The sequence below is a fragment of the Peptoniphilus harei genome (genome assembly GCF_016726485.1).
GTDB classification, from domain to species: Bacteria; Bacillota; Clostridia; order Tissierellales; family Peptoniphilaceae; genus Peptoniphilus_A; species Peptoniphilus_A harei.
On the sequence record NZ_CP068103.1, the window covers coordinates 298982 to 321389 of the forward strand.

The following is a 22408-nucleotide window of genomic DNA, read 5'->3' on the forward strand; positions in this document are numbered from 1 at the left end:
CACACCTCATTTATTTGATGAAAGTTCATCCTGCCAAATATTTGCATAGCGGCCTGTTGCCCACTCTGTCATAATTGTGGAAGCCTCATCTCCTATTTCCCTTTCAAAAATAGGACTGGAGATAATTCTTCCTTCACTTATATTATATATTCTTAGATAATTATTTTCCAATGTTATTAAGAAATTGTTATCTGGAGAAACAAATCCATCTTTTATTCCTGACTTAAAACTTTTGATCTGAGTCATTGGAATATTTATTTTGTTGTACTTGTTAACTTCATAAGGAAGAACTAGATTTAAATCAAAATCAGAATACTTTCCATCTTCTGTGTTAAGCCTTCCCTTGAGCTTCCAAAATCCATTGTCCCTATAGATTCCAATATTGTAAGGATCTTCTTTTAGGGATTGAATGTTTTTCCCTTCAGCCTTTAATTCATCTTCAGATATGAAATCTTTATAACTAAGGGCCTTTTTATCCTCTAGCTTATCTAAATTATAAATTCTAAGAGTCCTTTTGCCTGTATTCCTATCGAGACTCTCAACATTTATATAATTATTTGTAATAAAGTTAATTGTCTTAAGGGAGTTGTCTTCTCTTAACTCTTCAGCTTCATTTTTTGGAATTTCCGAATCTCTTTTAAGAAGATTTGACGTTTTATAGTCTCTTGCAATTAACCTATCAGTTGTTTCCTCTGACTTTGATTCTCTTTGAACACTAACTTCATAGAAGCGATCATCCCTTGGAAGGATAATATTGTTCATCTCGTAGACATTTTCCAATTTTGAATCAGAAAATTTTAGGTAAAGAGTCTTGTAATTCCATGAAGGAATATTGGAATCAAGTTTAGTTTTAAATCCAATTAAAAATCCCTTGTCACCTGTTAAGTCAAACAAGCTACTCTTAGCTAAAACCTCATCCTTTCTTTCTAAAATATGTGAATTTAAATCTTCATTTTTTATCTTGTCGTCCACAAGTTTTATTTCAAGAGTTATTCCATTGTCAAACAAGAGAGCAGTGTTCTCACTTGTCTTTATAACTTCATAATACAAGGAAGAGTTGGAATTTGAATCGAAGACATAAGTTGTATAGACTTCAGAATCTTCAAGTCCCAAATTCTTGTAGTCAAGATTAAACTTTTGGTATAAATAATTAGAAAGTTTCACATATTTAGTCTTATAAGAAGCATCCTTTATATAATCATTGGCAAGAAGGACTGAGTCATTACTAAAGTATAAGTCTTCTCCAATTAATTCCTTAAATTTAAAATTGTCTTGGTTTGATTTTTTATTGGATATAAACTTCGTTATTGTCCACTTACCATAAAGTGGTGACTGACCCATATCTGGCCTTTCAACATCAGTTCCTTGACTTGTCAAAAAGGAGCAACCCGTTAATAAAACTAGGGAAATTAATGAGAGGTAAAAAATTATTTTTTTAATCATTTTTTTCACCTACTTCTTTTTCTATTTCTAGGGGCAAGCTAACCTTGACTGTTGTTCCAATATTTTCTTCGGAGAAAATCTCTAGTTTACCTTGGTGGAGTTTTGTTATCTCATCACTAATGGATAGACCAATTCCACTGTGGCTCTTGGAGTGTTTGCCCTTGTAGAATTTTTCTTTTACGTGAGCAAGTTCTTCCTTAGTCATTCCCATTCCATTGTCAGAAACCATAATTTGAACAAGATCAGCTTCTCTTATCATTTGGAACTTAACCCATCCCTTGTCTGATGTAAATTTAATGGCATTGTCCAAGAGATTAATAAGCAGCTGTTTGATCCTATTTTCATCAGCATTAATAAGTATTGACTCTTCTGGGAGCGCTGTAATAAGTTCAATATTGTTGGACTTGGCACGAGGTCTCATTTGCTTTGATATATCCACACAAGTTTGTGTTATATCAAAAACATCCTTATCAAGGGTGATTCTTCCTGAAATATATCTAGAAAAGTCTAAGAGTTCTTCAACCATTTTGGCAAGCCTGTCTGCCTCATTCTCTATTATATTTAAGCCATCTTCCATTAGTTCTTTTTCATCTTCTTTGGCATCCTTTAGTACAACGGCCCATCCCTTTATTGATGTAAGAGGGGTTCTAAGCTCGTGAGAAATTGAAGATATAAAATCATTTTTTATCCTATCTTTGTTTATAATTTCATCACTCATGGCATTAAGAGTCTTGGCAAGCTCTCCTATCTCGTCATCTTCAAAAATCTTGGCCTTCTCCTCGTAATTTCCCTTTAGCATAGTCTTGGCTACTTCTGTAAGTTCTAAAATTGGTTTTACAATGGACTTTGATATAAGAAGTGAAACCATAGTTGTCACTAGGGCTACAAATAGAGTAAAGATAAGTAGACTTATAATAGTTTTTAAAATTGCAGCCTTGATTCCTTCAATAGACGAAATAAATCTTAGGTAGCCAATTATTTCTCCTTCATTATTTTTTATAGGACCTGCAACGGACATTATAGCTTCACCTGTTTGTGAATCTTCTCCCTTCCAAGTCTTTATTTCACCCTTCTCAGCGGCCATTACATCTATAGTTTCTATTGGGTTTGAAGCCAACCTTCCAATGGAATCTGACAAGAGGTTTTTATCCTTATCAAGGATTTGGACTTCTGCATTGGTGTTAGACAAGAAGATATCACTGTCCTCATAGATCAAATCTTCAATGGACTTGTCGGAATAGTCTCTCCTGTAAATTTCTAAAGAGACCTCCATCCTCTGGATTAATTCCTTGGATATGTTGTTGTAATAGTAGGAGCTAAAGGAAAAAAGCAAGAATATATCTATAATTGAAATTGTAATTAAAATTATTATTAAAAAACTTCTGACAAGTCTTTTTCCAATTTTATTTTTCAATTATAAACCTACTTCCATCTGTAACCAGTTCCCCAAACTGTTTCAATATAGTCTGGCTTTGCTGGGTTTGTTTCGATTTTTGACCTAAGTCTTCTTATATTTACATCAACAATTTTTGAGTCGCCTAAGAAGTCATCTCCCCAAACTAATTTTAAAATTTCATTTCTTGTCATGGCCTTGCCAGGATTTGTCATAAATAATTTTATAATTTGATATTCTGTAGGAGTGAGTTCTAGTTCCACATCATCCTTATAAAACTTTCTTGAGTAAGAATCTATTTTAAAAGGTGGGTCTGTGATTAAGTTGCTTTCATTTTCTTCACCAATTTCAAGCCTTCTCTCAATTGATTTTATCCTAAGAGTTAACTCAGTTGGGTTAAAGGGTTTAGTCAAATAATCATCTGTTCCATATTGAAGACCCATAATCTTGTCATAGTCTTCTGCCTTTGCAGTTAGCATAATGATACCAAGGCTTGGGAACTCTCCCCTCAAGGTCTTGCAGACTTCAAAACCATCTATGCCAGGTAGCATAATATCTAGGACTACAATATCTGGAAGCTCGCGTCTAGCAATTTCAATTCCATCTTCTCCGCTGCCAGCTTCAAAAATTGTGTAGCCTTCTCTTTCAAGATTTATCTTAACAAATTTTCTTATTGATTCTTCGTCTTCAACGAGCAAGACTTTTGTTTTCAAAATATCACCTCTATCTTGTAATTATAAAGAAAATCCACTCCAAATTCAATTGAAGTGGATTTATTAATGTCTTAATAATAGTTAGGAGCTTCTCTTGTAATTGTAATGTTGTGAGGGTGAGATTCTGTAAGTGAAGCTTGTGTGATTTTAACATACTTAGCAGTTGCCCTAAGAGTTTCTAGGTCCTTTGCACCCATATAACCCATGGCAGACTTAACTCCACCAACAAGTTGGAATACAATGTCTCCTACTAGTCCCTTGTATGGAACCCTGCCTTCAACTCCTTCAGGAACATACTTAGTTGTACCTGTTTGGAAGTATCTATCAGAAGAACCGGCACTCATGGCACCAAGAGAACCCATGCCCCTGTAAGCCTTAAATCTTCTACCTTCAACAAAGATTTCTTCTCCTGGAGATTCGTCAGTACCTGCGAATAGTGAACCCATCATAACAACATTACCACCAGCTGCAAGAGCCTTGGCAACATCACCAGAGAATTTAATACCACCATCGGCAATTATTGGAACTCCGTATTTTTTGGCAGCTCTATAAGCTTCCATAATAGCAGTAATTTGTGGAACACCTATACCTGTTACAACTCTTGTTGTACAAATAGAACCAGGTCCAATACCAATCTTAACACAGTCAGCACCGGCCTTAATTAGGTCTTCTGTTCCTTCATAAGTAGCAACGTTACCTGCTATAAGTTGTAGATCTGGGAAGGCATCCTTAATATTTTTTATAGTCTTTAATACGTTCTTAGATTGTCCGTGAGCAGTATCAATAACAACCACATCAGCCTTTGCCTCAACAAGAGCTTCGATCCTATCCATAACATCATTAGTTGCACCAACTGCAGCACCAGCAAGTAGTCTTCCTGATTTATCTCTTGCAGAGTTTGGATATTGTTCGTGTTTTTCAATATCCTTAATAGTGATAAGACCCTTTAGGACATTGTCTTTGTCAACAAGAGGAAGCTTTTCAATTTTATATTTCTTTAAAATATTTAGAGCTTGGTCTAAATTAATATCAGGATCTCCTGTGATTAGTTTTTCTGAAGTCATTACATCGCTAATTCTTTTAGAAAGATCTGTTTCAAATCTTATGTCCCTATTTGTAATAATTCCTTCCAAGACACCCTTTTCTGTAACAACTGGAACACCAGAAATTCTGTACCTATCCATAAGTTCAGAAGCATCTTTAATAGAATGATCCTTAGTTAGTGAAAATGGATCAGTTATAACTCCGTGTTCAGATCTCTTAACCTTGTCAACTTCTAGGGCTTGTTCTTCAATTGACATATTCTTGTGGATAATACCAATACCACCTTCTCTTGCCATGGCAATAGACATCCTGTGTTCAGTTACAGTATCCATACCTGCTGACATAAGAGGAATGTTTAGTTTAATCTTTTCCGTTAGGTTTGTAGATAAATCAACTTCGTTAGGCAAAATTTCTGATTTTGCTGGTACAAGTAAAATATCGTCAAATGTTAGTCCTTCTCCAAAAAATTCCATATTCCCTCCTGATTATTAATACATTTATTCTTCATTTGCAATTGACTTCAACCTGAAATCAATATTCTCATCAACCAATGTAACCTTATCTGGCAGACTTAATTTCACTAAATCATTTCCATTTTTATAATTATAAAAATTAACTGGTTTAGTTTCTATAAAGTCGATAGAATCAATTACATCAGAATTTCCTCTAATTGTAACAGAAGATGGCTCAATTGAAAAGTCACTTGTCACAATATTTTTGCTAGTATTTTCATTAAATTTTATTTTAATTGGGACAGTTTTACTCTTTAATATTGGAAGGTCAACTTTTACACTTGAAGGATTGACTTCAACTTCCTTAATTATCTTCCCTCCATCGTCGTAGGCATATATCTCTGCCTCAAGGCTCGTTGACTGAGTTATATCAGCAAGATCAATATAAGCATCAACCTTTTTAATCTTATTCATATAAGTTGATGGACCCTTGACTTCAACGTCTACTTTCTTATTTAAATCACCTAGACTAAGTCCCTTTTCCAGCTTATTTAAGAATACAATATTGGCTTCATGCTTCTCTTTTAAAACCTTGTCAACTTTAAAAGGTATCCTTCTTGGTGTAGTGTTAGTTACAGATATTCCAAGATCAATATAAGATACATTAATAGGAACAGAATGTTCTCCTTCAGTTAACTTACTAACATCAACCTTGGCAACAATTCCATCTTTTGTTACATTTCTCATGTAAGAATTATAACCCTGGAGTTTAACATCAACGGTAGACTCCTTAGGAGAAATAATCGTTAGGTCTTTGGCCTTTAGATCAGACAAGCCTTCATAAGAAACCTCTATATTTTTGTAGTTTGTAGAAGTAATGAAATTTGCTTCACCCTTAACATAGGACCATAGGATGATAGCAAAAATTAAGGACATAATTTTTATCATCAAGGTCCTATCATTTTTAAAATTTATTTTCTTCATTTTTTTCACCACGCTTTGAGAAAAAAGTTCTTGCCTTGTAGTCTGGACTATAAATTTCTAAAAGTTTTGCCTCTAGAGTTTCTATATCCAAGTATCTTGAAATAACTCCATTTTCAGCTGTGGAAATAGTTCCATTTTCTTCTGAAACCATTATAGAAAGGCAATCAGCTCTTTCAGAAATTCCAATTCCTGCCCTGTGTCTTGTCCCCAATTCCTTGGAAATCTTTTGGTTATCAGATAAAGGCAAGAAACAAGCTGCGGCCTTAATTTTTGATCCCTTTATAACAACAGCCCCATCGTGAAGTGGCGTATTTGGAATAAAAATATTTATAAGAAGTCCACTGCTAACCTTTCCATTAATTTCAGTTCCAGTTTCAATAACTTCTGTAAGGCCAACTTCATTTTCAATAATTATTAGGGCACCAATTTTTTGTCTAGCAAGAGAGGCAACTGCAGAAGTAATTTCCTCAACAGTCTCTGGCACATTGTCCTTATTTTGACTGAAACTATTCTTTATATTTGAAGTAAGGCCTAGATATTGTAAACCCCTTCTAATTTCAGGTTGGAACAAGACAATAATAGCCACAATACCGTCATTGATAAACCTGGTAAAAATCCAGTTCACTGTGTAAAGTTGGAAAAATTGTGAAATTTTAATAAATAATAGGATAAAAAGAATTCCCTTAAAAACTTGCTCTGCTCTCGTGTTTCTAATTAATTTTAAAACATAATAAATTAAGATAGTGACAATTAATATGTCAACAACATCTCTCAAGTTAATAATATTTAATAGGTTGCTAAACTTATCCATCCTAAGCACCTCTCTTTCTAACAATAATTATAAGTGCAATATATAAGCCAAGGGCAATTAAAATATCTCCAAGGCTAATGACCTTAGAAGGTCCAATAAACCTCTTTAAGTATATTAAGTCTGACAAGAAATATAATTTTGCCTTATCAAATACACCATGACTTAGGCTTGCTCCCATATAAATAATTTTAATAATTCTCTCATTTTCTATTTTCATAAGGGCAGATGGCGAGACTGGCATTTTTCCATTAGCCATAACTGGAAGGGCATTTAAAAAAGTCCCAATACCACAAATTAAAAGGCCCTTGTTCTCATAATTGGAAAAAAATGAAAGGCTAATGAGAAGAAGAGATGCGATATGAAACAAAGTGAAGTTTCTTACAAAAAAGTCAGTAAGACTTCCAAAGTCTCTTCCCGTAAGAAAATTTATAAAAACCATTATAAAAATTCCAATAAAAGCCAGATAAAATCTTTTAAATTTAAAATTTATTAAATTATTTAGGTCCTTTTCCTTAATAAAAATCATACTTATAAGTGCAAGTATTAAGGCTTCTAAAATCATTTTATCACCACAAAACAAGAATAACATTAGAAAATTGTATATTTCTTCTTTACTAATAAATTATTATATCACAAATACTTTATTTGATTTGTATTATAAATTATTTTCAATTATACTTAGGATAAGATATTTGAAAGGATGAGGTAAATGTATAAATGCCCAAATTGTGGGTCAGAATATGGCTATTTTGATAATGTTGCTTATAACTGTCCTGAATGTGGACATATGTGGACTGATCTTTCTCTTGAAGAGGACAAGGTTCTTGATGCCAATGGCAACGAACTTAAGACTGGAGATAGTGTTGTAACTATTAAGGACTTAAAGTTTGGCAAAGACACCATGAAGAGGGGGACTAAGATTACTAATATTAGAATTCTCGATGAAGAAGTTAACGGTCATGACATTGACGCTAAGACTAAAGACTTCGGTGGAATTTATCTTAAGTCTTCTGTTGTAAAAAAGCTTAATTTTTGTGCCAAGTCTTGGCACTTTTTTTATTTATTTTATAACTTTCTATTTATTTTCAAAATAGGACTATAAGTTGTCACTTTTAATCCTAAAATAATTTATTTTATAAAACTTAGCTTTACATACTTGATTTTTTATAAATTTTTTCAGTTTATAAGCTATTACAAGTTTTATTATTTTTTATATCTCAATTGTTTTCCAAATTTTATTCCAAAATTATATAAGAATTGCTTATTCAAATTTTAAAAATTTCCATCAAAAAAGGAGCCTAAGCTCCTTAATTTTTACACATCTTTAATTCTTAGGGCCTTGTAGCCTGCTTTTCTCACTGGAGCTACTCTTACTCCAGTCCTTGGAACAGATTCAACAACCTTTCCATCTCCAATATAAATCATAATGTGTTCTCCTGCCTTATTGAGGAGGTCTCCCCTCCTAAGCTGATTCATTGGAATATCCTCAACCATAGGTGATCCTTCAATGAGCCATGAGTAGGCTGGTGCAAGAGGAAAACCTGCAAATTCTGCTGCTGTCCCAACAAGTCCTGAGCAGTCAAATTGCTCATAAGAAAAACCTTGCACACTTAGGGCATAGTTAATCATATGGTCAATTTTTTCATTATAAGAATTTGGACCAGTGAAGTACCACCAGGACCATCCAATGTTTTCTCCCTTCTTTGCAAGAGAATAAATTTGTCCCCTATCGGCTGTAAAATCCTTGAGATTTGTTTGAGGTCCATAAAGATAATTTCTAACTTCATTAGCCTTTACACTAACAAGTTCACTAACTCCATTTAGCTTTGGAGCAGTATCAACAAAAGTTACATAAGCGACCTTATAGGCATCTTCTTGACCTGAAATTTTTTCTCCACGAATAAGGGGAACTAAGATGTTTTTCTTCATCCACTTATTTAAGTAAGCCTGACTGATGTTTGTGTCATTACCATCAATATAAATGGTCATTGTCTTTAAGGTGTCAAGATCAAAATATAAAATCCCTGTACCTTTTGGGACATTTACTTGAGATGAAATCTTTTTAAAGTTTTGAATTTTTGAATTTCTAATCTCTGCTGCATAACCTGTCTTTAGATTCACCTTTCTATCAATATTTTTTGGAGGAAGATAAATAAGATTTTCTTCTGCTCCAATAAGATCTCTTGTTCCTGTGCTTGCCTTAGGTCTTGATGCTTCTTCTTCCATGCCAATTAGCTTGTCTATTTCCTTCTTTAAGTCCTCAACAAGTTTTTCATCACTTGGAAGGTTTGGATTGAGGATTACAGATTTTCTCAAGGAGTCATAATAAATCTTTATATCTAAGGCACTAGCCAAGTCTCTGAGCTTAAAATAATTATTTCCATCAATATTATAGCCAGAAATTTGAACTTCTTTGCCATCAATAAAAATCTTTTGTCTTGTTGTTACAGCTTCCTTCGCCCCAACTACATTATCACTTGGAAGTCCAGTAAAGTCCCCATAAGATGTTTTTGTCGTAATTTCAATGGCATCCTTGTCCCTATTGTAATCGACATCAAAGTTTTTAATAGTTCCATTCATATAGGATGCAAAGTCACGAAGTTTAAAATAGTTGTAATCCTTTATTATGTAGGTTGAAAAAGTATAGTTGGATACGTCTCCATTCTCTGCAATAATATCCATCTTTGATGAATTGTTTGGCATAGCTTTTTCAGCAAAAATATTTGTTGGAATTATTAAGCTAAGAAGCAAGCCAAGTAAAATTAAAGTTTTCTTCATAATTTTCTCCTTTCTCTATTTACCTTGATAAATTAATTTTATCAAATAAAGCTTGCCTTAGCTACTTTTACTTTATAAAAGATGACTACAATATTTTTTATAAATCCCAGTCCTCAACTTGATAACTTGATCCTTTTGCCTTAAAATATTCTAGAGGTGTAAAATGAAATTATTAGAAGATAGAATTATAAAAGACGGAAGAATTTTAGATGGAAATATTGTTAAGGTAGATTCATTTTTAAATCACCAACTTGACATAAAATTTTTGGATAAGCTTGCTGAAGAGATGGCTCTTTATTTCAAAGATAAAAAAATTAACAAGATACTTACTATAGAAGCAAGTGGTATAGCCCTTGCAACTGTTGCTTCAAAACACTTTAACGATGCCATGGTGGTATTTTGCAAGAAGCAAAAAACTTTAAATATTGGAGACGATGTTTACCAGTCAAAGGTTGAGTCCTACACTACAAAGAAAAATTACACTATAACTGTTTCCAAGAGATTCTTATCTCCTGATGACAATTTACTTATTATTGACGACTTCCTTGCTGAAGGAAATGCCCTTAAGGGTTTGATTGACGTTTCTAAGCAAGCTGGTGCAAATGTGTCTGGAGTTTCTGTTGCCATTGAAAAGGGCTTCCAAGATGGGGGCAAGATAATTAGAGACATGGGCTACGACCTTCTCTCTCTTGCAATTATTGATTCCATTGAAGATGGAAAAATTTCTTTTAGATAAATCTATAGATGAATTTATAAAACAATTTATAAAATTTAAGGCTCCTGCTTTTGTCCTTTCGACATTGGCTGGAGCTTTTTTTATTTGTTCACTCTTAAAAGTTTTCCAAGAAAATAATTAACCAAATTTTTTTAGATTTTTGAAATCTAATTCAATTTCATAAACCAATCTCTTCTTCTCATAAATTTTCCAATAAAAAAACCGAGATTTCTCTCGGCTCTTATTATCTTATTAATTTTCAAATTCTTATTTATTTGCAATTTCAACTAGAGAAGACTTTAAATTTTCTTCTATCCTTCTAAGTTCTTGTGAAGCTTCTTCACGTCTCTTATGACCTTCAATTTGAATTTCACGAACTTCATTTAAGGCAGATATTAGTTGATCATTAGTGTGTCTTATTGTTTCCATATCAACTATTCCCCTCTCAGATAATTTTGCAGTTTCAACAGTAGTTTGCTTTAAGGTTTCTGCATTCTTCTTCAAAAGTTCATTGGTTAAGTCAGTCACTTCTTTTGTCGCCTTGGCAGCTTCCTTAGAATGATTTGCTCCAAGAGCTATAACCATTTGAGACTTCCAAAGTGGAATGGTGTTCACAATAGTTGACTGAATCTTTTCAACCATAACTGTGTTAGAAGATTGAACCATCCTAATTTGTGGTGCCATTTGGATTGAAACCATCCTAGTTAGATCAAGGTCGTGAAGCTTTTTCTCAAACCTAGAAATCATATTCACATAATCGTTGGCACGTTGTGCATCAACTGGAAGGTTGGTCTCCTGAGCCTTCTCTTGAAGTCTTGGCAACTCTACATTCCTTGCCTCTTCAAGTTTTTTCTTGCCGGCCAAGATATACATACTAAGTTCCTTATAATAAGACTCGTTTAAGTCATACATTTGGTCCAGCATGGCAATGTCTTTCATAAGTGTAACTTGGTGGTCTTCAAGAGTCTTTATAATGTTATTGACATTTTTTTCTGCAGAGTCGTACTTGGTTTTTATTGAAGTCATCTTATTTGCTTGTTTTTTGAAAAATCCAAGGAACTTGTTGTCTTCCTCATCAAGGTCAAAGGTCTTTAGTTCATTTACTACTCCAGATAATAAGTCTCCAACTTCTCCAAGATCCTTTGTCTTAACAGACTCTAGGGTCTTCTCAGAAAAGTTTGAAATCTTCCTTTGGGCACCAACCCCATATTGAAGGACTATATTTGAATTTGTTATATCAATTTCTTTTGCAAAATCATTAACTTGTTTTTCTTCCTCTGGGCTTAGCTTAAGCTCCTTGTCTTCTTCAACTTCCTTCAAGATAATTTTTTCATCATCTTGAATTTCATCAAAGTCATCTGATAGTGATAATTTTATTTCTCTATCCACTTTTACCTCCCAATTTTAAATTCGTCCTTATCCAAAAGTCCTTCTTGCTTTAACATGGACTTCAAAACACTCATGTCTGAAGATAAGTCCATTATTTTTTCCTGGTAAATATTGTCCAAAATCTTCATGAAAGCATCTATTACAATGTCCATGGTATTTTCAATATCTCTTAGAGACCCTCTCACAGATTCTGTTGGCTTCTCCTTCATTTCTAAATATGAATTTGAAAGCTTAAGAGTAGTTGGCAGATAATAATTTATAGCCTTATTTAAGTCTGACGCTGTGCTTGGATTTTCCTTTAAGAGTTCAAAAATCTTTCCAATTATTTTTAAGAGTTCTCTAATTTTTTCATCCATTGGAGAAGAAATTTTTCTCTCGATTTTAGTTAGCTCTGTCACGTAAGACTTGGCTCTCAAGAGAAGTTCTTCTGCCCTCTCATTGTTTTCTTGATTTTCAAGTTCTTCCATCTTTTCATGAGGATCTCTTAGGGCTTCTTCCTTGTATAATTTATAAGTTTTTGAATCTAAGATAAATAATTTGCCATCTTCAACAATCCTTGCCTGCCTGTAGTAATCTTTTTCTATCATATTCAAAAGATCATTTATTGTAAAATCAAGAGGCTTGGCAGTTATGGCTGCAAGGTCTCCTGTTGGAATCACTGTATTATTTCCAATTTCACGATTGTATTTTCTGAACCTAATTATCTGGTCTTTTAATTTTTTTATTCTAAAGTTTCCATAAAAAGAAATAATAAGTGCAGGAATAACCCAAAAAATTAAGGCTGGCAGATCTTCTCTTATTGATCCATAAGTATCAAACATATCCATGAGAAAACCAAACAAAGCAAAAATATGACCTACTATAGAAATTTTAAAAATTGGTCCCCAAGTCTTAATCCTCTTCATGGTCTTTGGATTTTGATTTATTATCCTGTCATCATTTTGGATGGAGTAGGGCAAATTCTTTTTGTTTTTATTAACAAAATTAGAAATAGACCTCTTTGTGACGTCAATTGCTGTATCAATTCCCTCTCCAATTATTTCTCCAATTTCTTTAAAATTCTCTTCTTTAAAGGCGTCGTTTATCTTATCTTGAAAATTATTTTCCTTATCTTTTCTCATCTTTCACCTCAAAAAGCTATGACAATTCCTCCTATGTCGGCATATCCTGATGACAAGCCGTTAGTATGTCTAAGGTGTACTTTTGCACCCTCATAGAGGTCTTCAATTCTTTCTTTGATTTTTTCTGCCCTTTCCTTATTTGCTACATAAGAAATTGTAATTAAGTCTGGCTTTTCTATCTTGCATTTGGACTCAATTGCCTTAACCATTTTATCAAGAGACTTTTTCATTCCACGATTGACTTCAAAGAGTTCTATTTCACCGTCATTGGAAATCATTATTGGTCTAATATTTAAAACATTGGCAATAAGACCTGCTGTCTTTTTTATTCTCCCATTTTTTATTAGGTTCTTCATGGATTCTAGGACAAACATTGTAGTCTCAAGCTTTGTTTCCTTCTCAATTTCTTCGACAACCTCATCAAAGTTTTTTTCCTTTACAAGGTCAAGTAACTTTAGGGCAATCCTTGTTGTTCCTGCTGATGCGGCCTTGGAATCTATTACGTGGATATTTATCCCCTCAAACTTTTCTTTAGCTTCAGCTTCTGCTACCTTTGCAGAGTTATAAGATCCAGAAAGTTTTGATGATATTGTCAAAATATAAATATCCTTGTCCTTATTTTCTTCAATTACTTGTAGGTAATCATAAGGAGATGGACAGGCTGTGTTTATTGGATGTTCTGTCTTTTCCATGGCTTCTAAGAATTCATCTATCTTTAAATTTTCATCATCTGTATAATCTTTTCCATCAATAGAAATTTTAAATGGGACATACTCAATACCCAGATCCCTTATCTCATCTTTTCTTAAATCACAACTTGTGTCTGATATAATCTTGTACATTGCTTGCTCCTAATTCAATTTATCTTCAATAAGCTTTACTATTTTGTCAGCATCACTTGAAAGTTTATCCTGGTCTTCCCCTTCAATCATTACACGAACAAGAGCTTCTGTACCAGATGGCCTTATTACAACTCTTCCAGATCCATGGTAGTTTTCTTCCACTTCTTTTATTGCATCCATAATTTCTGGAAACTCTTGGTACTTGTTCTTCAAGTCATCACGAACTTTTGCATTCTTTAAGACTTGTGGATAATCCTTCATCAATTTATTTAATTCAGATAATTTTTTGCCTGTTTTTTTCATAATTTCTAAGAGGTGGATGCCTGTTGCAAGTCCATCTCCTGTTGTATTGTGGTCAAGGAAGATTACATGGCCAGATTGTTCTGCACCAATTATATAATCATCAGATAACATCTTCTCAAGAATATACCTGTCCCCAACCTTTGTCTCAACAAAGTCTACACCAATTTTTTCAAGATATTTCTTAAGGCCCATGTTGGACATAATAGTTCCAACAGCAGCATTATTTTTGAGTCTGCCATCTTCCTTTAAATAAGTTGCTACTATGGCAAGGATATGGTCACCATCAACAATGTTTCCATCTTCATCAACGGCAATAATCCTGTCGGCATCGCCATCAAAGGACATTCCAATGTCTGCTCCTTCTTTTTTTACAAGTTCTTGAATTAGACTTGGATTTGTTGAACCACAGGAGTCGTTTATATTTTTTCCATTTGGCTCATTGTTAATGATTTTAACCTTAGCACCATAGGATTTTAAAACTTCTTCAGCTATATAAGATTGGGCACCATGACCTGCATCTACTGCAACTTCAAAATCAGAAAAGTCAAGATCGACTAGTCCCTTTAAATAGTCCACATATTTTTGTGTAAATTCATGAGACCTATTTAGCCTTCCAATTTCATGGCCTGTTACGTCCTTATATATCTTTGTAGTTGAAAGAATCTTTTCTTCTATTTCATCTTCAACCTCATCATCAAGCTTAAGTCCTTCTGATGAGAAAAATTTGATCCCATTGTGTTCATAAGGGTTGTGAGACGCAGAGATAGAAACTCCACATAGGTAGTCACCTGTCCTTGTTAAGTAGGCAACACCTGGAGTTGGGATTACTCCTGCTAGGTCTACATCAAGCCCTATACTCATAAAACCTGCCACAAGAGAAGACTCAACTAGGTCTCCTGAAAGTCTTGTGTCTCTTCCAACTAGGACCTTGCCCTTCTTGCCCTTGGCAAGTACATAAGCTGCAGCCCTTCCTATATCGTAACAAAGTTTTGGAGTTAGCTTTTTGTTTGCAATTCCACGAACTCCATCTGTTCCAAACAATCTTGTCATTTTATCACCTGTAATTTTTATCTATATATTCTATTAAATAAGCCCTGGTATTTTTCTCTGGATCATCTAAGACCATTTCCTCTAGGTCTTTTAATATCTTTCCAATAATTTTCCCTTCGGAGAATCCCAAGGACTTAATGTCATTTCCATTTATTTCTAAAAACTTTTCAGTTTTCATTTCTTTTTCATCTAATAGTTCTTTTACCCTATTTTTTCTATTTATAATAAAAGATGCATCTCTATCTATTCTTGTGCACATACAATCGGCAATTAATAGGTCGTAGAGGTCAAGAACATTATCCCTTCCAACTCTTTTTATCTGCCTTCTTAGGGCCTTATCTGTCATCTCAGCATGGACCTTCATGTGGTCTAAAATTAAGATTTTAACTTTTTCTATAGTTTTATTGGGAAGTCTGTATCTTTTTAAAATTTCTTCTACCTTATCTCCACCAAGAACTTCGTGTCCGTAAAAGTGTCCCCTGCCATCTTCTCCTATTGTCAAGGTGTCCACCTTTGATATGTCATGGAAAAGTGCCGCAAGTCTAAGACTCAAGTCTGGTTTCACATTATCCATTACGCAAAGCAAGTGATCAAAGAGAGTCTTGTCGTGGTAGGGAGAAAATTGAACAAAGCCAACTGTTCTCTTTAGGTCTGGAAAAATCACATCGAGAATTCCCGTCTCTTCCATTAAGAGCAAGTAGTTTGATGGATTTTCTCCTGTAATCATCTTTGAAAACTCATCAAAAATTCTCTCTGGAGCAATGTTTTTTAAGAGTCCTGCATTCAATGATAGGGCATCAAAAAGTTCTTCTTCGATAAAAAATCCAAACCTTCCAGCAAATCTTATTGCCCTCATCATCCTAAGGGCATCTTCTCTTATCCTTTCATTAGGATTACCAACTGCCCTAATTATTTTATTCTCTATATCAGCTTGGCCATCAAAGGGATCATAAAGTCTTCCATCCCCATCCATAGCCATGGCATTAATAGTAAAGTCACGTCTTTTTAAGTCTTCTGTTAAATTATCCGAAAAAATAACTTTTTCTGGCTTCCTGTTATTTACATAGTCGCCGTCAATCCTAAAAGTTGTAACTTCGTAGAGGGTCTTGTCTAGTAAAATGCCAACTGTTCCAAAGTCTTCACCAACTAAGACAGTCTTACAGTCTTTAAAGACTCTTTTAATTTCTTCTGGTCTTGCAGAAGTTGTTATATCGTAGTCGTGTGGCTCTATGCCCATTAGTTTGTCTCTCACAGACCCACCAACTATATAAGCTTCAAAGCCACTTTTTCTTAGTTTATTTAATATAAATAGGACATCCTTTGGCATTCTATCACCCTTTTCATTATAACATTCTTGTTCTTAATTTAAAATTATATAATTAAGCCCTTCTCTTGTGATATAATGAACTAAAATTGGAGGTATAACATGAAAAAGATTTTTATTATTTCAATGTCATTGCTTCTCAGCATAAGTCTTTCTGCTTGTGGCAAAAAAGACCAAGCTCCTGCTGAAGCTAATGAAGCAAAAGTTACATCAGAAGTCACTGATAAAGAGACTGATGAAGAGCAAGTTACTACTTCAAACTTTGATAAGGAAGCTGTTAACGAACTAATCAAAAACTCTGATTATATTTCAAGAATTAGAATTTCAACATCTACTGCTGAAGGTATGTCTGTTTCCTTCTTAAAGGATTATAAGGGAGACCTATCTCAAATTAAAGTAGATGTTCCAAAGAATCTAAGCCCTAACAAGGAATATTTAATTTTCTATAGGGATGATGAAAAGGGAGAAGTTTCTCCTACTACAAGAGACGGAGCTTTTATTGAGCTACAAGGAGACAAGGACTCAAACTTAATTTATATTGAAAAACAATTTGATCCAAACTCTTACACTTCATCATTAAAGAGCAAATAAGGAGGAAGATGAGAATGAAAAAATTTAGATCTATTCTATTTTCTCTTGTACTTATGATTTTTGTGACTTCAAATGTTTTTGCAGGCAGAAGTCCTCTTATTGAGTACAATGGAAAAATTATAAAGTCAGACGTTAATCCCTACATTCAAAATGAAAGGACTATGGTTCCCATAAGATTTATTTCAGAAACTCTTGGCTACAAGGTTACTTGGGATAATGACAAGAGAGAAGTTGGAATTAGTGGCAAGGACACAGAAATTTCCCTTAAAATTGATTCAACAAAGGCAAAAGTTAATGGAAAAGAATTAAAGCTTGACGCTCCTGCTTCAATTAAAAAGGAACGTACTTTTGTTCCCCTAAGATTTGTTGCTGAAAATCTAAAGGCAGAAGTTAAGTGGGATAATAAGAACTTTAAGGTTATCATCAATGACAATAAACGACAAGGATCTTCAATTATAGATTTGTCATCAGATGAGGATAAGTATGTAAAAGAAATTACATCTTTACAAGGTGATTTGAATAAGTCAATTAAAGATTTAAAATTATCTTTCTTTGACAATGCTGCTAAGCTAAGTGACGCTGAACTTGCTAATGCCTATGAAAAAGCAGATGGAGAAATCAGATCTACTGTTGATAAGATAAAAGCCCTTGATGTTCCAGAAAAATTTAAATCTTCTCACCAATATACTTTAGAAGCAAGTGAGAAGGCCCTAGAAATTCTTCCAGGCCTAAAGAATTCTATTATGGCTAAGGACGAAGAAGCTGCAAAATCTTTTATAAGAGAATTAACTGACTTCCAAGTTAAGATGCAAGAAGCAACAGATTCTTTTAAGGCAGCTCTTAAGGGAGAGGACTACAAAGCTCAAAAGGACATTGAAGTTTACAAGGACCAAAAGGAAAAACAAGATTCAACAGATAACTTGTTACAAGACAAAACTTTAAAAAATATTTTTAATAAACTTTAATTTCTTTTGTTTAAATTTTATTTTTTGATTTAAAATTAAATTTATCCATCAAAAAACCCCTCATTGATTTGAGGGGTTTTGTTTATATCAATTTATTTAATTTTTAATACTTGCCTTTTTCTTTAAATAGCCTCTGTTGTATTTGTCTTCGCCTTGTTCCATATTTTTCTTGGCTTGTGAAAGCATAAGCTTAATTCTGTTAAATTGATTTACTTCAGAAGCTGATGCGTCGTAGTCAATTGGAATTATATTTGCCTTTTCATAAGAAGACCTTATAGCCTTTATTACTCCCTTACCTGTGATGTGGTTTGGAAGGCAACCGAAAGGTTGAACACAAATAATATTTTCAACACCTGATTCAATTAACTCAACCATCTCGCCAGTTAAGAGCCAACCTTCTCCATATTGGTTTCCAAGGTCAACGTATTTTTCTGCATACTTGATAATCTCTTCAATTTTTTCAGGAACAATGAACCTAGTACCTGCTAGGGCTTCTCTAACAAATTTTCTATAAGACTCAATGTAAGAAATTCCCATTTCACATACAAAAGCAGTAAATTGTGACTTAGAAAGTTTGTCAGCCTTAGCTCTTGCATTCTTAAATGAATACATCATAAAGTCAGTTAGGTCTGGGATTACAACTTCTGCCCCTTCCCTTTCAAGTAATTCTGCAAGGTGGTTATTGGCAGCTGGATGATATTTAACTAAAATTTCTCCAACAATTCCAACCTTTGGTTTCTTCTCCTTAGTTATTTCAAGTCTATCAAATTCACTTACCATTTGATTTACATTTTTCATAAAGTTTCTCTTGTTGTAAATCAAGTTTTCTGAAGTCGTAATATCTATCCATCTGTCGCGAAGGATATTTGTTGAGCCTTCTATTACTTCATAAGGTCTTGTAGCTTGAGTAAGTCTCATTATTAAGTCTGCGTAAAGCATGCCTTGGATTAATTTTCTTCCAATTCTCACCATTTGTCTCTTGTCAAACTCAAAGCCTGGGTGTTCTTCTATTCCTTGGAAGGAAAGTCCAATAACTGGAACGTGACCATAGCCCGCATCCTTTAAGGCCTTCCTAATAAATCCAACGTAGTTTGATGCCCTACAAGCTCCACCAGTTTGACTCATTAAAAGGGCCAACTTGTCTGTGTCGTAGTCGCCAGATTTAACAGCGTCAATAAATTGTCCTACAACAAAGATCGATGGATAACAAGCGTCGTTATTTACATATTTTAAACCTTCATTGACAACCTTGTGGCCTGTATCGTGAAGGACTTCAATGTTAATTCCCTCTTGCCTTAGGATTGGTTCAAAGATGCTAAAGTGAAGTGGCGCCATTTGCGGCATCAAAATTGTATAATCTTTTTTCATTTCTTTTGTAAAGATTACTGGATCATCATCAATTAGGCCTTCAAGTTCTGCATCGATTTTTTCGAACTCTCTCTTCTCAGCTGCTTCTATTAGAGACCTAATCCTAATTTTTACTGCACCAAGATTAGAAACTTCATCAATCTTTAGGGCTGTATAAATTTTGTTGTAAGACTCCAAGATATGTTGGACTTGGTCAGTAGTCACTGCATCAATTCCACATCCAAAGGAGTTAAGTTGAACTAGTTCTAAGTTCTCATGCTCTCCAACAAATTTAGCTGCCCTATAAAGTCTTGAGTGGTAATTCCATTGGTCCAGTACTCTTAGTCTTGAATCAATTTCTACATTATTAGCAATTCCATCTTCAGAGATAACAGCAAGACCAAGACTTGTTATAAGTTCAGGTATACCGTGATTTATTTCTGGGTCAATGTGATAAGGCCTGCCTGATAGGACAATGGCTCTTTGATTTTTCTTATTAACTTCTTCGAGAATCCTGTTTCCTTCATTTAAGACATCAAGCCTATACCTATCTTGTTCTTCGTAGCCTGCACGAACTGCTTTTTTAACTTCATTTTTTGGAATAAAATCAAAGACTTCAGCCAATCTCTTTTCTAGTTTCTTCCTGTTGTCAAAGGAAATAAAAGGATTCATAAATTTAACTTTTCCATCAATTATGTCATCCACATTATTTTTTATAACTTCAGAATAACCTGCAACTACAGGACAGTTTAATGTATTGTCAGCATTTTTAAATTGTTTTTCTTCATAGAAGACTGCTGGATAGAAAATAAAATCTATGCCCTTTTCGATTAAGTCTTCAATGTGACCGTGAGAAATTTTTGCAGGATAACAAGCAGTTTCACTTGTTATAGTTTCAATTCCCTTTTCATAAATTTCCCTTGATGACTTTGATGATAAGACAACTGAATAGCCTAGTTCTGTAAAGAAGCTGTGCCAGAAAGGATAGTTTTCATAAATATTTAAAACTCTTGGGATACCAACAATGCCCCTTGGTGCTTCTTTTTCTGGAAGAGCTTTGTAGTCAAAGACTCTTTCATACTTATAAGCATACATATTTGGAAGCTGGTCTTCCTTGTTTCTAACGTGACCTGCACCTTTTTCGCACCTATTTCCTGTGATGTATCTCTTTCCATTAGGAAATACATTTACAGAAAGGGCACATTGGTTAGTACACTGTCTACAATTTGTTGAGATAGATTTATATTCAAAAGTTTCTAAGGCTTCCTTAGAAATTATATTTGACTTACCAGTTGATTTTTCCTTTGAGATTAAGGCCATACCAAGAGCACCCATAAGTCCAGCAATCTCTGGTCTTGTAACTTCAACTCCAGTTAAGTTTTCAAAAGCTCTTAAGACTGCATCTGATAAGAAGGTTCCACCTTGAACAACAATGTGTTGACCTAGGTCCTTAGGGTCTCTCACCTTGATTACCTTTTGGATGGCATTTCTTATTACAGAATAAGCAAGGCCTGCAGAAATATCTGGAACAGATGCTCCTTCCTTTTGTGCTTGTTTTACATTTGAGTTCATGAAAACTGTGCAACGTGATCCAAGGTCTACTGGTTCTCTTGACTTTGTCGCTTCGTTGGCAAATTCTTCTGCTGTCATATTTACTGAGTGAGCAAAAGTTTCTAAGAAGGAACCACAACCTGCTGAGCAAGCTTCATTTAGTAGGATGGACTCAATTACTCCATCCCTTATCTTCATAGACTTCATATCTTGTCCGCCAATGTCTAGAATAAAGTCAACATCAGGATCAAAATATTTTGCTGCAGTGAAGTGGGCAATAGTTTCTACTTCCCCAAAATCTAAGTTTAAAGCAGCCTTCAAAAATTCTTCCCCATAACCTGTGGTACCACAACCAGCAAAGTAGGCCTTATCATTTTTTTCCTTGTAAATTTCCTTTAAATTTTCTATGGCAATGTCAAGAGGATTTCCCTTATTAGACCCATAAAAAGAATAGAGGATTTCATTTTTATCAGAAATTGCCACCACTTTTGATGTTGTGGAACCAGAATCTATTCCAAGATAGATTGGCCCTTCATAGGATTTTAAATCAATACTTTTAAGTGATTTTGTCTTATGCCTTTCTCTAAATTCTTTAACTTCTTCATCACTTGTGAAGAGGGCTGGCATGACGTCACTTTCTTTTATGACAGTATCTCCACTTGTGTTTACCTTATTATAAAGTTCTACAAAGGACATAGCTTTAGAGTCAAAACTTGCAAGAGCAGCTCCTAGGGCAACAAAAATTTGTGAGTTTTCTGGTGCAATGATTTCATCTTCACTTAGGTCCAAAGTTTCTACAAATCTTTCCTTTAACATTGGAAGGAAGTGAAGGGGACCACCTAAGAAGGCAACATTGCCCCTAATTGGTCTACCACATGCTAGGTTTGATATTGTTTGGTTTACAACAGATTGAAAAACTGAAATAGCAATGTCAGCCTTGCTTGCCCCTTGGTTGATTAGGGCTTGAACATCAGTCTTTGCAAAAACACCACATCTTGAGGCAATTGGATATAACTTTTTATAATCCTTTGCCATTTCATTTAGACCTGAAGCATCAGTTTGAAGAAGGGAGGCCATTTGGTCAATAAAGGCACCTGTACCTCCAGCACAAATGGAATTCATCCTTTGTTCTACAGATCCTCTTAAATAAGTAATTTTTGAATCTTCTCCACCAAGTTCAATAGCAACATCAGTCTTTGGAATAAAACAAGAGATAGCTTCCCTGCCTGCAACAACTTCTTGGACAAAATCAATCCCCAAGAATTCATGAACAGAAAGCCCCCCTGATCCAGTTACATTTACAGTTACTGTGTCGTATTTAAATTGTGGATAAACTTCATTTATTACATCTTTGATAGTTTTCCTTACATCAGAAAAATGTCTTCTATAAGTTTTATATAAAATATTTAATTTTTCATCTAGTATTACTAGTTTTACAGTAGTTGAACCAACGTCTAATCCCATATGAATTAGCATAGTCACTTTCTCCTTTCAAAATAAAAGTCACTAAACTCTATGTATAAGTATTTTTAATTTAATATCTAAAAAATGTTTGATATCTAAGAAACATTTTGAGATAAATAATTATTGCA

18 protein-coding genes are annotated in these 22408 nt (G+C 34.1%); 4 read left to right on the forward strand and 14 right to left on the reverse strand.

Annotated features, from left to right (window positions below; all coding sequences use genetic code 11):
* Nucleotides 1-6: 6 nt before the first annotated feature.
* The 7 genes from I6I93_RS01350 to I6I93_RS01380 all read right to left on the reverse strand — a co-directional run bounded on the left by I6I93_RS01350 (nucleotide 7) and on the right by I6I93_RS01380 (nucleotide 7402).
* Complete coding sequence (locus I6I93_RS01350; RefSeq protein WP_112890458.1) at nucleotides 7-1443, reverse strand: hypothetical protein; 1437 nt, start codon at nucleotides 1441-1443, stop codon at nucleotides 7-9.
* Nucleotides 1436-2857: a sensor histidine kinase gene (locus tag I6I93_RS01355; protein ID WP_112890459.1), complete on the reverse strand. Its 1422-nt coding sequence runs from the start codon at nucleotides 2855-2857 to the stop codon at nucleotides 1436-1438. Before I6I93_RS01355 ends, I6I93_RS01350 begins: the two co-directional genes overlap by 8 nt.
* An 8-nt stretch (nucleotides 2858-2865) precedes the next feature.
* On the reverse strand, nucleotides 2866-3549 hold the full coding sequence (locus I6I93_RS01360; RefSeq protein WP_112890460.1) for a response regulator transcription factor: 684 nt from the start codon (nucleotides 3547-3549) through the stop codon (nucleotides 2866-2868).
* 71 nt (nucleotides 3550-3620) lie between these two features.
* Entirely contained in the window at nucleotides 3621-5066 is a 1446-nt protein-coding gene (guaB, locus tag I6I93_RS01365) for an IMP dehydrogenase (protein WP_112890461.1), read from the reverse strand.
* Between the two features lie 24 nt (nucleotides 5067-5090).
* Nucleotides 5091-6029 carry a CdaR family protein gene (locus I6I93_RS01370; RefSeq protein WP_112890462.1) on the reverse strand — a complete coding sequence of 313 codons (939 nt, stop codon included), beginning with the start codon at nucleotides 6027-6029 and terminating at the stop codon, nucleotides 5091-5093.
* On the reverse strand, nucleotides 6010-6840 hold the full coding sequence (gene cdaA / locus I6I93_RS01375; protein ID WP_112890463.1) for a diadenylate cyclase CdaA: 831 nt from the start codon (nucleotides 6838-6840) through the stop codon (nucleotides 6010-6012). Before cdaA ends, I6I93_RS01370 begins: the two co-directional genes overlap by 20 nt.
* Nucleotide 6841: 1 nt before the next feature.
* Nucleotides 6842-7402, reverse strand: a complete 561-nt coding sequence (locus tag I6I93_RS01380; RefSeq protein WP_112890464.1) for a DUF5317 domain-containing protein — start codon at nucleotides 7400-7402, stop codon at nucleotides 6842-6844.
* Between the two features lie 147 nt (nucleotides 7403-7549).
* Here I6I93_RS01380 and I6I93_RS01385 point away from each other — a divergent pair, with 147 nt between their 5' ends.
* Nucleotides 7550-7942, forward strand: coding sequence for a zinc ribbon domain-containing protein YjdM (locus I6I93_RS01385; protein ID WP_256584847.1), 393 nt, complete (start codon nucleotides 7550-7552; stop codon nucleotides 7940-7942).
* Nucleotides 7943-8154: 212 nt separating this feature from the next.
* Here the strand turns inward: I6I93_RS01385 and I6I93_RS01390 are convergent, their stop codons facing one another.
* On the reverse strand, nucleotides 8155-9618 hold the full coding sequence (locus I6I93_RS01390; protein ID WP_112890465.1) for a C40 family peptidase: 1464 nt from the start codon (nucleotides 9616-9618) through the stop codon (nucleotides 8155-8157).
* A gap of 163 nt (nucleotides 9619-9781) precedes the next feature.
* Between I6I93_RS01390 and I6I93_RS01395 the strand changes: the two genes are divergently transcribed.
* Nucleotides 9782-10354 (forward strand): xanthine phosphoribosyltransferase, encoded by a 573-nt coding sequence (locus I6I93_RS01395; protein WP_070702028.1) that lies wholly within the window; start codon nucleotides 9782-9784, stop codon nucleotides 10352-10354.
* A gap of 246 nt (nucleotides 10355-10600) precedes the next feature.
* Here the strand turns inward: I6I93_RS01395 and I6I93_RS01400 are convergent, their stop codons facing one another.
* Genes I6I93_RS01400 through I6I93_RS01420 form a run of 5 tightly spaced genes read right to left on the reverse strand, consistent with a single transcriptional unit; the run spans nucleotide 10601 to nucleotide 16365 of the window.
* On the reverse strand, nucleotides 10601-11722 hold the full coding sequence (locus I6I93_RS01400) for a toxic anion resistance protein (RefSeq protein ID WP_112890466.1): 1122 nt from the start codon (nucleotides 11720-11722) through the stop codon (nucleotides 10601-10603).
* 2 nt (nucleotides 11723-11724) lie between these two features.
* Nucleotides 11725-12843, reverse strand: coding sequence for a 5-bromo-4-chloroindolyl phosphate hydrolysis family protein (locus tag I6I93_RS01405; RefSeq protein WP_112890467.1), 1119 nt, complete (start codon nucleotides 12841-12843; stop codon nucleotides 11725-11727).
* 8 nt (nucleotides 12844-12851) lie between these two features.
* Entirely contained in the window at nucleotides 12852-13685 is an 834-nt protein-coding gene (locus I6I93_RS01410; protein WP_112890468.1) for a DegV family protein, read from the reverse strand.
* A 9-nt stretch (nucleotides 13686-13694) separates the two neighbouring features.
* Nucleotides 13695-15038 (reverse strand): phosphoglucosamine mutase, encoded by a 1344-nt coding sequence (gene glmM / locus I6I93_RS01415; RefSeq protein WP_112890469.1) that lies wholly within the window; start codon nucleotides 15036-15038, stop codon nucleotides 13695-13697.
* Between the two features lie 4 nt (nucleotides 15039-15042).
* On the reverse strand, nucleotides 15043-16365 hold the full coding sequence (locus I6I93_RS01420; RefSeq protein WP_112890470.1) for a CCA tRNA nucleotidyltransferase: 1323 nt from the start codon (nucleotides 16363-16365) through the stop codon (nucleotides 15043-15045).
* A 99-nt stretch (nucleotides 16366-16464) separates the two neighbouring features.
* On the opposite strand from I6I93_RS01420, the gene I6I93_RS01425 reads away from it, so the two are divergent.
* Both I6I93_RS01425 and I6I93_RS01430 read left to right on the forward strand, forming a co-directional pair.
* Nucleotides 16465-16953: a hypothetical protein gene (locus I6I93_RS01425; RefSeq protein ID WP_112890471.1), complete on the forward strand. Its 489-nt coding sequence runs from the start codon at nucleotides 16465-16467 to the stop codon at nucleotides 16951-16953.
* A gap of 14 nt (nucleotides 16954-16967) precedes the next feature.
* On the forward strand, nucleotides 16968-17918 hold the full coding sequence (locus I6I93_RS01430; protein WP_112890597.1) for a copper amine oxidase N-terminal domain-containing protein: 951 nt from the start codon (nucleotides 16968-16970) through the stop codon (nucleotides 17916-17918).
* Between the two features lie 96 nt (nucleotides 17919-18014).
* Here the strand turns inward: I6I93_RS01430 and I6I93_RS01435 are convergent, their stop codons facing one another.
* Nucleotides 18015-22292 carry a 2-hydroxyacyl-CoA dehydratase gene (locus I6I93_RS01435; protein ID WP_112890472.1) on the reverse strand — a complete coding sequence of 1426 codons (4278 nt, stop codon included), beginning with the start codon at nucleotides 22290-22292 and terminating at the stop codon, nucleotides 18015-18017.
* Nucleotides 22293-22408: the final 116 nt, after the last annotated feature.